The organism is Trichormus variabilis 0441 (assembly GCF_009856605.1).
Taxonomy (GTDB): domain Bacteria; phylum Cyanobacteriota; class Cyanobacteriia; order Cyanobacteriales; family Nostocaceae; genus Trichormus; species Trichormus variabilis.
Genome location: NZ_CP047242.1, coordinates 3,940,278 through 3,954,416, shown reverse-complemented (window position 1 = coordinate 3,954,416; position 14,139 = coordinate 3,940,278). Strand labels below are relative to the sequence as shown.

The 14,139-nt window shown below is 43.8% G+C and carries 9 protein-coding genes and 1 pseudogene; 5 read left to right on the top strand and 5 right to left on the bottom strand.

The genetic code is table 11. The annotated features are described in order from the left end of the window. Window positions 1-157: 157 nt before the first annotated feature. From GSQ19_RS16120 to GSQ19_RS16100, 5 genes and pseudogenes are all read right to left on the bottom strand, one after another. On the bottom strand, window positions 158-451 hold the full coding sequence (locus GSQ19_RS16120; RefSeq protein WP_011318951.1) for a P-II family nitrogen regulator: 294 nt from the start codon (window positions 449-451) through the stop codon (window positions 158-160). A 3-nt stretch (window positions 452-454) separates the two neighbouring features. After that, the gene (locus GSQ19_RS16115; protein WP_011318950.1) at window positions 455-1,432 is read right to left on the bottom strand and encodes a sodium-dependent bicarbonate transport family permease; all 978 of its coding nucleotides are present in this window, start codon (window positions 1,430-1,432) and stop codon (window positions 455-457) included. Between the two features lie 385 nt (window positions 1,433-1,817). Beyond that, window positions 1,818-4,406, bottom strand: a complete 2,589-nt coding sequence (locus GSQ19_RS16110; RefSeq protein ID WP_011318949.1) for a chloride channel protein — start codon at window positions 4,404-4,406, stop codon at window positions 1,818-1,820. A gap of 133 nt (window positions 4,407-4,539) precedes the next feature. After that, window positions 4,540-5,850, bottom strand: a pseudogene (locus GSQ19_RS16105) (TldD/PmbA family protein). Between the two features lie 265 nt (window positions 5,851-6,115). Beyond that, entirely contained in the window at window positions 6,116-6,976 is an 861-nt protein-coding gene (locus tag GSQ19_RS16100) for a Tab2/Atab2 family RNA-binding protein (protein ID WP_011318946.1), read from the bottom strand. 476 nt (window positions 6,977-7,452) lie between these two features. Here GSQ19_RS16100 and GSQ19_RS16095 point away from each other — a divergent pair, with 476 nt between their 5' ends. From GSQ19_RS16095 to GSQ19_RS16075, 5 genes are all read left to right on the top strand, one after another. Then, window positions 7,453-8,919 (top strand): aminotransferase class I/II-fold pyridoxal phosphate-dependent enzyme, encoded by a 1,467-nt coding sequence (locus GSQ19_RS16095; RefSeq protein ID WP_011318944.1) that lies wholly within the window; start codon window positions 7,453-7,455, stop codon window positions 8,917-8,919. Window positions 8,920-9,091: 172 nt separating this feature from the next. Further along, on the top strand, window positions 9,092-9,550 hold the full coding sequence (locus GSQ19_RS16090) for a DUF3592 domain-containing protein (RefSeq protein WP_011318943.1): 459 nt from the start codon (window positions 9,092-9,094) through the stop codon (window positions 9,548-9,550). A 92-nt stretch (window positions 9,551-9,642) separates the two neighbouring features. After that, window positions 9,643-10,518 (top strand): DUF4349 domain-containing protein, encoded by an 876-nt coding sequence (locus GSQ19_RS16085; RefSeq protein WP_011318942.1) that lies wholly within the window; start codon window positions 9,643-9,645, stop codon window positions 10,516-10,518. Window positions 10,519-10,726: 208 nt separating this feature from the next. Beyond that, window positions 10,727-12,259, top strand: coding sequence for a SagB/ThcOx family dehydrogenase (locus tag GSQ19_RS16080; protein WP_011318941.1), 1,533 nt, complete (start codon window positions 10,727-10,729; stop codon window positions 12,257-12,259). A gap of 304 nt (window positions 12,260-12,563) precedes the next feature. Further along, window positions 12,564-14,126 carry an NAD(P)H-quinone oxidoreductase subunit N gene (locus tag GSQ19_RS16075; RefSeq protein WP_011318940.1) on the top strand — a complete coding sequence of 521 codons (1,563 nt, stop codon included), beginning with the start codon at window positions 12,564-12,566 and terminating at the stop codon, window positions 14,124-14,126. The last annotated feature ends 13 nt before the right edge of the window (window positions 14,127-14,139 follow it).

Sequence of the window (14,139 nt, the reverse complement as noted above, 5' to 3'; positions counted from 1 at the left end):
AAAACAATAAATCCAGAATGAGGAAAATTTCGATGTCTAATCTTAATGCTTACAAGCAAGCAAAAACTTGATAGTTTTTATATTTCCCCCTCATTCTGGATTTTCAGGAATTAAACCTGAATCACTAAATCACCTATTTCTACATCACATACCTTATTTAATGTGCAGTCCATTTGGCATCAGAAACAATACATACACCGCCATATTTCTTAATTACAGGTTGAATCGCTTCTACTAATGCTTGTTCTTGTGCTTCCGTACAAATGCTCATGACATATCCATTAGTTAGGATATGCGTTTCTAAATCATCAATGACTTTACCTCTGTGTCCCTGACCTGTAACAGTTTCAATTACCGTATATCCTGAAACACCATATTTTTCAAGAATTTCTAGAACTTTAGGTAGTTCTAGGGAATTGGTAATTACCTCTATTTTTTTGACAGCTTCCACTTCCTAAATTCCTATTAATTTGATGATGTTGAAATACAAGGGAATTCCGACAATGATATTGAAAGGAAAAGTCAGAGCTAAGGCCATAGATACATATAAACTGGGGTTAGCCTCAGGAACAGTTATTCTCATGGCTGCTGGAACGGCAATATAAGATGCACTTGCACAAAGAACAGCAAACAAGAGGGCATTTCCTTGGGAAATACCGATAAATTTAGCTAAAATGATGCCAAAAATTGCGTTAGCCACAGGCATAAATATGGAAAATGCAATCAAGAAAGAGCCTGTACGCCTCAGGTCTTTAATTCGTCTTGCTGCTACCATCCCCATATCTAGTAAAAAGAAAGCTAGGACTCCGTAAAAGATATCTTGGGTAAAGGGATGTAATTTCTCCCAACCTCTTTCACCTGTGAGAATACCAACTAACACGCTACCAACTAGGAGAAATACTGAACCATTTAAAAATGCTTCTCTAAGTACTTCACCCCAAGAAAATTCTCCTTTCTCCTCGTCTTTATTTTGCGTGAATAATCTCACTAGTACAATGCCAACTATAATTGCTGGAGATTCCATCAAAGCTAAGGCTGCTACCATGTGTCCACCTGAGGAGATATTGAGAATTTTGAGAAATGACTGAGCGGTGATAAAGGTGACAGCACTGATAGAACCATAGGTGGCTGCAATAGCAGCAGCATTATAACTATCCAGTTTGATTCTCAACACAAAAAACGAATATATCGGTACAGCAGAAGCCATAAATATAGCCGCTAATAATGTCAAGGCAATTTCTGGATTAATTCCACTTTCTTCAATTTCATATCCTCCTTTAAACCCGATAGCTAGTAGCAGGTATAGAGAGAATAACTTTGGTAACGGTTGGGGAATATCTAAATCCGATTTGCAAAAAATCGCCAGCATTCCCAGAAAGAAAAAAAGCACTGGCGGATTTAAAATGTTGGATAAAATCAGGCTGGAATTCATCTACACTTCCCTGATATTACTAAATAGGAAACAATAGTAGGACTTACGTACACAGGTTGTTTGTTGAGAGCGGGTGTAAGGGTGTAAGGGTATAGGGGTGTAAGGGTTGCAAATATTCATACCCCTGCACCCTTTTCCCAACCCTTGATCTTTCGTTTTCATGGGTAAGTCCTGAATAAGAAACTGGCGTAGTATGTCCTCGCTACAGTATGTGTAACGAATCATTAACTATAACCAGTTAATTTAGTCCAGTATTGTCAATCAAATATGTAGATGATGTGTAAATGCTATGTATTTGCTGTAACAAATCCGAAATTGATAGTTTTATCGGCAAATTTCACGATTGACTACATTATTTCTCATGTTTGTCAATACAAGAATTATTCTAACTTTCAATTGCTCCCCTTACCAAAATTACGGTAATATCAACACCAGAAGCGATCGCCTCTGGAATATTACCTTGAATAGCCTGTTGTAATAAACCTTCACGGGAAGCGCCTAAAACCACCACATCATAACCTTCGGTTTTCACTAACTTAATCACACCTTCGACTACTGAATCAGCTTGTACCGGCGCAGCAATTACAGTACTAGATAGTTGGCGGCGACGCATCAATTGACGAATGGCTTGTTCTAAAACTGTCATATCTGGTCTAAATTCCCAAGGTTTAAACACCCTTGTCAAGCGGATTTGTGGGTCATCGCTTAAAGTAACTAAAGCCGGTAATAATTTAATGGCTATTCTGGCGTTAGGGCCGCCAGCCATTGGGACTAGCCAGCGATTGAATGGGGGATTGGGGATTGGGGAAGTACCTAACTTCACTAGTACTACGTCACAGGTGGCTTGGCGGATGATGGTGTCTACAACATTGCCAAAAATCCTGCCTGGGGTAGATGTGCTGCCTTTCCATCCCATGAGAATTAAATCTATGTGTCGGTCTTTGATGGTTTCTAAAATGGCGTGAGCAGGATCATGGGCGACCCTAATTTGGGTGTGTAGAGGAATGCGCCATTTTTTGGCTAATACTTCGGCTTGTCGCAGAAGGCGACGACTTTTGGCGGTTCTGACGGTGGTTTCTGAAGGGGAACTGTGACGAGAAACCAGCATCACTTGTACACACTCTATTTCATAATGGCGATCGCGGGCAATGGCAGCTGCCATTTTTAATAGAGTTGCGGCGGTTTCTGGGTTGGCTACTGGGACTAGTATTCTACCTCTGCCAGTGCTGGGACTCCGCGTTTGGTAAACTACATAGGATGGTTCCGGTTGGGGGCCTGGGTTGGGGTTTTCGCAGTTGAGACGGTCTGCTTCTACCCGAATGATATCTGCACGGGTGATAATCCCGATGAGTTTTTGCCCGTCTACTACTGGTAGGCGACTGATTTGATAGCGGTCTAGCAAATATAAAACATTACTCAGGGTATGTATGGGTGTGACTGTCATGGGATTGGCGGTCATGATTTCCCTGAGGTGAGGATGATTCTCTAGATTGCGGCTGAGGCTTTTAGTTAAATCTGATTGGGTAATAATCCCGACTAATTTGTTATCTTCCACTACCGGGAAGCCGCGATGGTGGGAACTAGCAAAGGCTTGCTTGGCTTCTTCAAGGGTAATATCTGCATCTAAAGTTTCTACCCGTTGCTGCATCACATCTTTTGCAGTCATTTGGCTTAATATCCCCTCTACCGACATCTGTTTAGTGAGGGTAATGCCATTCAACAGTAATAATTTCTCATACAGTGAACCGGGTACTACTTTGTCTGCTACCAAGTAAGCCGTCACAGACACTATCATCAAAGGCAACACTAAATTAAAATCTGTGGTCATTTCAAAGATAATCACAATGGCAGTGATTGGTACTTTAGAAACGGCACTAAAAAAACCTCCCATCCCCGCTAAGGCGTAAGTCACAGGAGAACCATCACCAGTGATTTGATACTCTAATACACCGACCAAATGTCCTAAAGCCGAACCCAAAATTAAGCTAGGCGCAAATAAACCTCCGGGTGCGCCAGAACCAAATGCGACTAAAGTTAGGGTAAACTGAGCAACAAAAGCGATCGCTGCAAAGCTTGGATTTAAATCACCAGTAATTACATATTCCCTTAAACCAGCATTATCCCGAAACGACTCAGGTAACAGCGATACGACAATCCCCGAAACCAACCCAGCCAAACCGACCCGCAAAGGTAAACTAATATGCAGACTCCGATAAAACTGGAGGCTAAAAATCAAGCCACGATTAAATAATGCACCCAGTAACCCCGCTAAAACACCCAAAAGCAAAAAGAAGGGAATTTCTGGAAAAGTAAACCGGCTGGAGTAGGAAAGTAATTCTATATTTAAATTTAGACTGCGACCACCCAACAACCGGGACACTACCCCGCCAATAAATGAAGCGATAATGGCAGTTCCCAGAGTCAATCCCGATAAATCTTGAAGTAATTCCTCAATAATGAATAATACCCCGGCAATGGGAGCATTAAAAGCAGCCGCCAAACCTGCACCCGCACCAGCCGCAATCATTTGCCGCCGATGGTCAGGAGAAGTGGGAACCAAGCGACTCATCCCCGACGCTAAACCTGCCCCTACTTGGACTGTCGGCCCTTGTCTTCCTAATGTGATGCCAGAACCTAAAGCAATAATGGCACTCAGTAGCTTAATCACCGCTACCCGCCAAGACAATTTCATCGGTATATTTGCCAGGGTAGCCTTGACTTGGGGGATACCACTACCCGCCGCCTCTGGTGCTAATCTTTGCACCATCAGACCAGCCAAATACCCAAAGCCCAAACCGATGATTGGTAAAACTACCCATGCAGGCAAAACATGAGAACTATGAACCCGCCATGCACCTAATAATCCCGAACAAACCTTGAGGAATACCGCAGATAATGCAGCTAAAACCCCAATAACACAAGCTTCGGCGATCGCTAAACCCCGTCTAGGCTGCAACCAACTGCGAAAGTACATAGTACTAATTTAGTTATTTGTCAGAGACGCGATTAATCGCGTCTGTAAAATTGTCCATAGTCAATTTTCTTCCCCCTGCTCCCTGCCCCCTTGCTTCCCCTGCCTCCCCTGCTTCCCCTGCTTCCCCTGCCTCCTAATTATTCCTCCCAGTCGTCGATAGCCCTTCGACTATTAAAGACGGAGTATAACAAGAACCGTTCCAATCAGCATCACTGCCTAATTCCACTTGCTTGAGGGCGGTATAAACATTGCCTGCGACCATTGTATCTTTGACGCGACCGATTACTTGACCTTTTTGGACTCGATAGCCTAATTCGATATTGATCGAAAAGTCGCCAGAGATACCACCACTACCACCGAGCATTTGGTCTACAATCAAGCCATCATCCATGTTTTGGATCAGGTCTTTGAGGGATTTAGAACCAGGCTTAATCAAAAAGTTAAATAAGCCAGGGGTGGGATAACTGCCTAAACCAGGGCGAAAACCATTGCCGGTGGTGCTATTACCTAGTTGCCTTCCGGTGGTGCGATCGCAATAATAATTTTGTAATATGCCTTTTTCGATAAATACCAAAGATTTGGTCGGAGTACCTTCATCATCAAAGGGGCAGCTATAAGGCCCGGCTTGGGGGTCTTGGTAAAGGGTAAGGCTAGGAGCGATTACTTGTTTACCCACGCGTTCTGCCCAAGGGGAAGCTGCTTCTAGTACACGTTTGCCATTCAACGCTGCTTGCGCCGTACCCCAAAGCATATCCGCCGCCTTGGAGGTAAATAAAACCGGGACACGACCGTTAGGAGGTGGGACGTTTTCTTTAGCCCAAACCAGTCTTTGTAAAATTTGATAAGCCAACTTTTCCGGGTCTAAGTAATCACGCTGAGTTTGTCCATCAGATACACTTAAAAAATCATCACCACGAACCCATTCGGCGGACATATAGCAACTGAGGGTAGTATCGCTGTAGTAGCAATCTAAACCTTGAGTGTTGACAAGTCTAGTCGTTTCCACATCACATTCCCAGTCACTATTACAGAGGACATCGGGATAATTATCGCGGATGATGGCGATCGCTTCTTTGCCCCAACCAACTAAAACTTCTACAGATACAGCCTCACCCAAGTCTGGGTAGGATGGCTTAGAGTTGCTGACCAATTCCACTGGTTCTGATTGGTTCAGTTCGCTCAAAGCAAGAGCGCGTTCTACCATTGCCCCTGGTTCTACTGAACCATAAGCTACCGTGAGTCCTGGGCGACCTTTGCGCTATAGCCGCAGTGCCGTACCTTCAGATTGGCTGGTTTCTAGCTGTTTGAGTCGGTTAGCCTCAAAGAATACCGGACGAGAAAGCGATCGCGACTGATACACTTCAGCCGCTTCTGCTCCCGATTTAATAGCTAGTTCCAGCAGATGTTCTGCTAGTGTATCTTGTGACAAATTTTCAGAACCCATGACCCTCGGTGAATTGTGGACTTTGGATTTTGAACTGGCAGTACACGCAGATCATTATCCCAAATCATTGGTGACTATCCGCGTAGATTTCAGACGGACGCAGATAATTATCCCAAATCATTGGTCTTTATCACCATTTAAAAGGAATGGGGATTGGGGATTGGGGATTGGGGATTGGGGATTGGGGATTGGGGATTGGGGACTGGGGAAAAAGATAGACAATCCATATCTCTCTTATCCCCTGTACCCCCACACCCCTATACCCCTACACCCCTACCTCTTGTAACAGCCAAAATCCAGCAAAAGACTCCGCTTCCGGGTTTGACTGCACGCCGATAAAATGTACACCGTTGGCCTTTTGTTTTGCTTCCTCGAAACCTCTAGCTTCTTGTAAGGTGGTGGGATTTTTGATATTTGCTAAAATCCAACTTTCCGTAGCACCAGTTTCTAAAACTAGTCTTGTTCCTTGGCTGGTATCTACTCTCAAAAATGCCAACTCCAAACCAGACATCCAACCCGCTATTGGCAAAGCTCTAGGGGAGAAAATCAATACCCCAGGAATGCGGCTTTCCGGCGATACCTGGACAAAATCTAATGGAAATGCCTCACTAAAACCAATTTCCCATTCTGGCATTTCTGCTAAATCCGCAGCTGATAAAGAGACAAACACCCATTGTTGTCCTTCCAAGGCATCAGGTAAGCGTTGCGGTAAGGGACTGTCCAAACGCACTGAGGGAGTCGTTCCCCCTTGATAACCTGGTTCTTGGGGATAAACCTCTTCCATGCGCTGCTTCAGCAATTGATTGAGCGCCAAGGTGCGTCGGCTGGCTAAAGCTGGAATACCTGCATCTTCGCAAGCCTTGACGATCATATTATTCATTTGGCGACGGAAAAAGCGAATTTTGATTGGTGCTTCCCCCGCCTTGCTAATTGCCTCTTGAATGGCTGTCCTTAACCAAACTGAATTGACCTCAGTGCTGGGACAATATTGTGCATAGCGAAATAAGGAATCCGTCTTTGTGCGAATATCTAAGGGACTTTCACAAATTACAACTTCCCAAACTTTTTTCTGATTTTCGTCCAAAATCGGACGGGAGTAAAAATCTAATTCCCAAATACTGCCCATGTTCTGCCGTATAAATCTGGCGAGTTTATATTTTGCTTATATTCTCACTCTACCAAGATTGGTCAACAAGAGGAAAAGGGGCAGGGGGCAGGGAGCAAGGGCGCTTGACCGAGACGGAGCTTGTACTCCGCCCCGGTCAAGCGCCCTAGAAGGGCAGGGCTTGTACCCATGTTCCGCTCCGCACTCGCGTTGAGGGGAAGAGTTTGCTCCCCCTGCTCCCTGCCTGACAGGTGTAGGTTTTTGATGTGGGTATGAGTGGACACTCTCAAACAGAGTTCTAAACGTGGTTCAAATAACGAAATTTCGTTCTTAGGTAGAAAATCAAAGACTAAAATTTGAGTTTTCAACTAACGGAAAAACCCCATTTCAGCCACGTTTGTAAAATACCTACACCTGTCAGCTGCTCCCTGCCCCCTGCCTTATTCCAATAATAATTATTTACACCGACCTACTATCTCTTTTCTTGCTCCTTACCAATGCTCGATCAAAACCAAACACCATTAATCGATGGGATAAAAGCTTGTATCGCTCGTCCTCATGCAGCGTTTTATACTCCTGGGCATAAGCGGGGGCGGGGGATTGCTCAACCTTTGGCTGATTTGTTGGGTGAAGCTGTGTTTGGTGCTGATTTGACGGAGTTGGCTAATTTAGATAATTTATCTGCACCCCAAGGAGTGATTCAGGAAGCCCAACGATTAGCGGCGGCGGCTTTTGGTGCTGCACAGACATGGTTTTTAGTCAATGGTTCTACTTGCGGTGTCGAGGCAGCAATTATGGCTACTTGTAGACCAGGGGATAAGATTATTTTGCCTCGGAATGTACATTCATCGGCGATCGCTGGTTTAATTCTCTCTGGTGCTATCCCAATCTTTATTCATCCTGAATATGACCAGGTTTTAGATATTGCCCACAGTATGACACCTGAGGCTGTAAAAGCTGCTTTGCAACAACATCCTGATGCTAAAGCGGTGTTGGCAGTTTACCCTACATATTACGGTGTGTGTGGGGATTTAGAAGCGATCGCCCAAATCACCCACCAATACAATATTCCTCTACTTGTAGATGAAGCCCACGGCGCACACTTCACTTTTCACCCAGAATTACCTACCCCAGCCTTAGCCGCAGGTGCAGACTTAACTGTACAGTCCATTCACAAGGTACTGGGTGCAATGACGCAAGCTTCGATGTTACACATCCAAGGTGACAGAATAAATGCGGTTAGAGTTAGTCAGGCTTTGCAACTGCTACAGTCCACTAGCCCCAGTTATGTACTTCTAGCTTCTCTGGATGCGGCTCGTCAACAAATGGCTTTGTGTGGGAAACAGTTAATGTCCCGTACCTTACAACTAGCCAATGAAGCTAGAGAAAGAATTAGTCAAATTCCTGGCTTATCAGTTTTACAACCTCCTACCATGACACCATCATCAGGGTTTACAACTTTGGATAAAACACGCTTAACTATCACTGTTTCCGGCTTGGGTTTAACGGGTTTTGCGGCGGAAGAAATTTTAGATGAACAACTGGGGGTAACGGCTGAATTTGCCACTTTCAAGCATCTCACCTTTATTATTAGCTTGGGAAACACAACTGCTGATATTGAGCAGTTAGTCCAAGGTTTCACAACTTTAGCAGAAACAACACCGCCTGCTAAGGCATTAGTCAACCCAAGAGTTAATAGTAATCTGGAATATTTTTCAGAGATTTCCCCCCGTGATGCCTTTTTTGCCGATAGTGAAACATTATCCATCGAACAGGCGCGCGATCGCATTTGTGCAGAAATTATCTGTCCTTATCCCCCAGGAATCCCCGTTATTATGCCAGGAGAAGTTATCACAAAACCTGCCATTGAATATTTACAACACATCCAAAGTTCAGGCGGATTTATTACTGGTTGTGCCGATACTAGTCTGAGTACTTTAAAGGTGTTAGTCATTGGTCATTAGTCATTAGTTCTGCACCTCTACAACCTTCCCTAATCGCCTTTAGTTCTCGAAATTCTTCACCTTAATTCACATAATTTACTATTAATTTTCTGTAAGATGAACTACCCCTAGCTCAAACGAAGTTAGCCAAGGGTAGTTCATTGGAATCTATTGCTGTGATATTGTCAAGCCCATGAATTTGAAATTTCGCCAAATTACCTTTGAAGATAAATTTAGTGGCATTCTTGGTCTGGTGATTGGATGTGTGTTTATTGGGGGCGGTTTTTTGGTAAATAATCAAATCACCAAGGAACGTGCAACGTTAAAACAAACACAGGGTACCGTAGTAGATAGCCTTCGTCGTCGTGAACGCGACAGTAAGGATAAGCAAAAGGAAACCTATGCGCCTGTAGTTGAGTTTCTAGCCAAAGGCGATCGCATCCGTTTCACAGGTGATTATCGATCTTACCGTTCCAGTAACGGCAAAATAGTAGCAGTACGTTATGACCCTAAGCGACCAACCACTACCGCGCGTGTAGTGGATTCTTATGAAGGCTTGATACCTTGGATCAGTTTTGGTATGGGTGGGTTAAGCCTGATCTCTGGCCTGCGCCAGATTTCCCCTATATACTTGTCTTCAAGCGACGAGTAGCACTGTATACGTTACATAAATTGCAACAATCCCAGGTTTAGGTTTTATTCTCAGTAATACTCATGATTAATCCAACTATCTGGGGTGAGATTATGCAAAAGTCTATTCAATTACCACGTAAATCAGCTTTATTTGTCACTGCGCTAATAGGGGGAGTAATTTTTACCAGTTGCGCTTCTGCACCCCAGTCTACAAATCAAGCATCAGCACCTGTACCTGTTACTGCTTCTGAGCTTGCTGATAATGTGGCACAAAAGGCGCAAGCTGCACCTATACCCCGTTCCCGTCCCCAATTAATTAAAAAAGCGGCCATAACTCTAATTGTCAACTCGGTAGATAAAACTATTGATACTGTTACGCAAATTGTTAATAGTCAGCAGGGAGACTTAATTGGCTTAAATGAACAACAACCCACAAAGGGAAATACCCGTCATACTGCCTCAATACAGCTAAGAGTACCGCAGAACTCACTAGAACCCACAATAGAGGAGTTAGCTAAATTAGGCACAGTAGAAAATCGTAAAATCACGGCGGAAGATGTGGGCAATCAATTGGTTGATTTCCAAGCTAGATTAACTAATCTCCGGAAAACTGAAGCTAATCTGCAAAAAATTATGGATCGGGCAGGTTCAGTTAGAGATGTACTCAGTGTTGCCCAAGAACTCAGCAATGTTAGACAATCTATCGAACAAATTGATGCTCAATTAAAAAACCTACAGAATCAAGTCGCCTATTCCACTATTACGCTCAATCTCAAAGCAGCCGTCGCTAGTACTAGCCCTCAACTGGCTGTAAATTCCCAAATACAAGAAACTTGGAATAAATCCACTTATTCGCTAGGAAATTTTACGGTTGGGCTGCTCAAATTGGGTATTTGGTTAATAGTGTACAGTCCCTATTGGTTAATTTTGTCTGCTGGAGTCTATGGGTTCTACCGTTGGCGGCGTAATCATTTAGCTAGTCATTAGTCAGTTGTCAGTTGTCAGTTGTCAGTTGTTAATAGTCAATAGTCCATCGTTATTCTTCTTCGCTCCCCCTGCTCCCTGCCCCCCTGCCTCCTGCCTCCTGCCTCCTTAAACAATAGTAATTCTGAGGAATGTGCTGATTAGACTGAAATAATGGTACTGATGAATGCCAAGATCAAAATGAGGATGTCGTAAGGGTATTGAAAGTACTATGCCAGAAATACACCAGTCAATTGCTCAACATTATCACGAACGTACTAAATATGACCCTGAGACGATCGCCTCTAAAAGTCAGAGGTTAGATTGGGCTAAACAGCCAGTGCCGTTTAAGGAGTATAAAATCGGTTCTGCTATTGACCTTAAACCCTATTTACAAGAAACACCAGAGGTATTTGTCAATGATACCAATGGTCAATGGTGGCAAAGGCTGTCGCGGTTATTGTTTCGCAGTTATGGGCTGACTGCCAGAATGCCTTCTATGGGGAATACGGTGTATTTACGTGCTGCGCCCAGTGCGGGGGGATTATATCCGGCGGAGGTATATGTGGTTTCCCGTGGTACGCCCCTACTATCGCCAGGGCTTTATAACTACCAATGTCGCACTCATTCCCTAATACACTATTGGGAAAGTGATGTTTGGCAAAGTTTGCAAGAGGCTTGTTTCTGGCATCCTGCTTTAGAAAGTACTCAATTAGCCATTATTGTTACGGCTGTTTTCTATCGTTCGGCGTGGCGCTATGAAGACCGGGCTTATCGTCGCATTTGTTTAGATACAGGACACCTGTTGGGAAATATCGAGTTAAGTGCTGCTATCACTGATTATCGTCCCCACTTAATTGGCGGTTTCATCGATGAAGCAGTTAATGATTTACTATATATTGATCCGCTACAGGAAGGAGCGATCGCTGTTTTACCCCTAGCAGATTTATTAGATATCCAGCAAAATATATCTCCAGGATGTACAGCCCTCCCCTCAGCTACAGAAACTAATTATCCCCAAGTTCCCGACGGTGAATTGCTCAAATATTTCCATCACCATACTCAAATTTCCGCTAGTATCACTGGCAAACTGAATTTACCAACGGTCATCCAAGAAAAATCCTTGGAGGATAAATACAATTTCCCTTTCTGCTTGAAAATCTCCACCGTCTCCGCACCCATATACTGGGGAGAAAATCTGTCAGATTTGGAAATCACCATGCACAAGCGACGTTCTACCCGTGCTTATAATGGTGAGGAATTGACCTTTGATGAACTCAAAGCTTTACTTGATTTTACTTATCAACCCCAAAATTATATTGACCAAAGTCTAGATAATTCCCCGGATTATTTTGATTTAAATTTAATTGAAACTTTTATCGCTGTCTGCGGAGTCCAAGGACTGGAGGCTGGTTGTTACTATTACGCGCCTAAAGCTCAAGAATTAAGGCAAATCCGGTTTAAAAACTTCCGGCGAGAGTTACACTTCCTCTGTTTGGGACAGGAACTAGGCCGAGATGCTGCCGCCGTCATTTTTCATACATCTGATCTTAAATCCGCGATCGCTCAATATGGCGATCGCGTTTATCGTTACTTACACATGGATGCCGGACATTTGGGACAAAGATTGAATTTAGCCGCTATCCAACTCAACTTAGGTGTCAGTGGTATTGGTGGTTTTTTTGATGACCAAGTAAATGAAGTTCTGGGTATTCCCAATGATGAAGCAGTCATCTATATTACAACCTTGGGAAGACCTAGATAAATCAATTCAAAAAAGGTCATTAACCATTAGTATTTCTCTTTTCCTCCTGCCTCTTAAGCTTACCCAGTCTTTGTTTTCAATTCACGTTACTAAGTTACAAATGCTACACTCAAGCATAATTTCATCTAATGGTATGTATAGTAACAGTCCGTAACGGAAAGCTAAGACGCTACCAGTGAGCAGTTTTTAGCCAAAAGCGGGCATAAACTAAAAGCTAAAAAGATAAATGCAACTTTGGTCAAGAACAATAGATAGAATGAACAAAGTTAGCCTTGATGTCTAATCGCCAAAACCTATATATCTCATGGATTTTGCTAATCTTGCAGCCCAGTTAAATGCTGGAACAATTTTGCCAGAGGGAATTGTAATTGTCACCCTCATGGGGGTTTTGATTGTTGATTTGATTTTAGGGCGTACATCCTCACGCTGGATCGGATATCTGGCGATCGCAGGCTTACTGGCGGCGATTGTTGCCCTGTATTTTCAATGGGATGCTACCAATCCCATCTCTTTTACTGGCGGGTTTATTGGTGATGACCTCAGCATCATCTTTCGCGGTATCATCGCCCTGTCTGCCGTTGTTACCATCTTGATGTCAATCCGCTATGTTGAGCAGAGTGGAACTGCTTTAGCGGAATTCATCGCTATTTTGTTAACTGCGACTTTGGGCGGGATGTTTGTCTCTGGGGCTAGTGAGTTGGTGATGATTTTCATCTCCCTAGAAACACTGAGTATTTCCTCTTATTTGTTGACAGGTTATACCAAGCGTGACCCCCGTTCTAATGAGGCAGCCCTGAAATACTTGTTGATTGGCGCTTCCAGCACAGCAGTATTTCTGTATGGTGTGTCACTTTTATACGGTCTATCCGGTGGACAAACAGAACTGAGTGCGATCGCTAACGGAATTATTACAGCTAACGTTGGTCAATCACTAGGTGCAGTTATTGCCCTGGTTTTTGTCATCGCGGGTATTGGCTTTAAGATTTCCGCCGCACCTTTCCACCAATGGACACCAGACGTATATGAAGGCGCTCCCACCCCAGTGATTGCCTTTTTATCCGTTGGTTCCAAGGCAGCAGGCTTTGCCCTCGCTATCCGTCTGTTAACCACAGTTTTCCCCTTCGTCGCCGAAGAATGGAAATTTGTGTTCACAGCCTTGGCCGTCCTCAGTATGATTTTGGGTAATGTTGTCGCCCTAGCCCAAACCAGCATGAAACGGATGCTAGCTTATTCATCCATTGCCCAAGCCGGGTTTGTGATGATTGGCTTGATTGCTGGAACTGATGCCGGATACGCCAGCATGATCTTTTACTTGCTGGTTTACCTGTTCATGAACCTGTGCGGTTTTACCTGCATCATTCTGTTCTCTCTGCGGACAGGAACCGACCAAATTGCCGAATACTCTGGGTTATATCAAAAAGACCCACTCCTCACACTAGGTTTGAGTATCTCCCTGCTTTCATTGGGCGGTATTCCTCCACTAGCCGGGTTTTTTGGCAAAATTTACTTGTTCTGGGCTGGTTGGCAAGCAGGTCTTTACTGGTTGGTCTTACTAGGCTTAGTAACCAGCGTTGTCTCCATCTACTACTACATTCGCGTAGTCAAAATGATGGTAGTCAAAGAACCCCAAGAAATGTCCGATGTAGTCAAAAATTACCCCGAAATACGTTGGAATTTACCTGGATTTAGACCATTGCAAGTGGGTTTAGTATTGACTTTGATTGCTACCTCCGTAGCAGGAATTTTATCTAATCCACTCTTTACTTTGGCAAATAATTCTGTTGCCAATACTGCAATTCTGCAAACCACAAAAGTTGTCAGTACTCAGGTAAGTGCTATTCCTGCTGAGAAATCAGAGGGTTTGTAAGCTCTATCTCAAT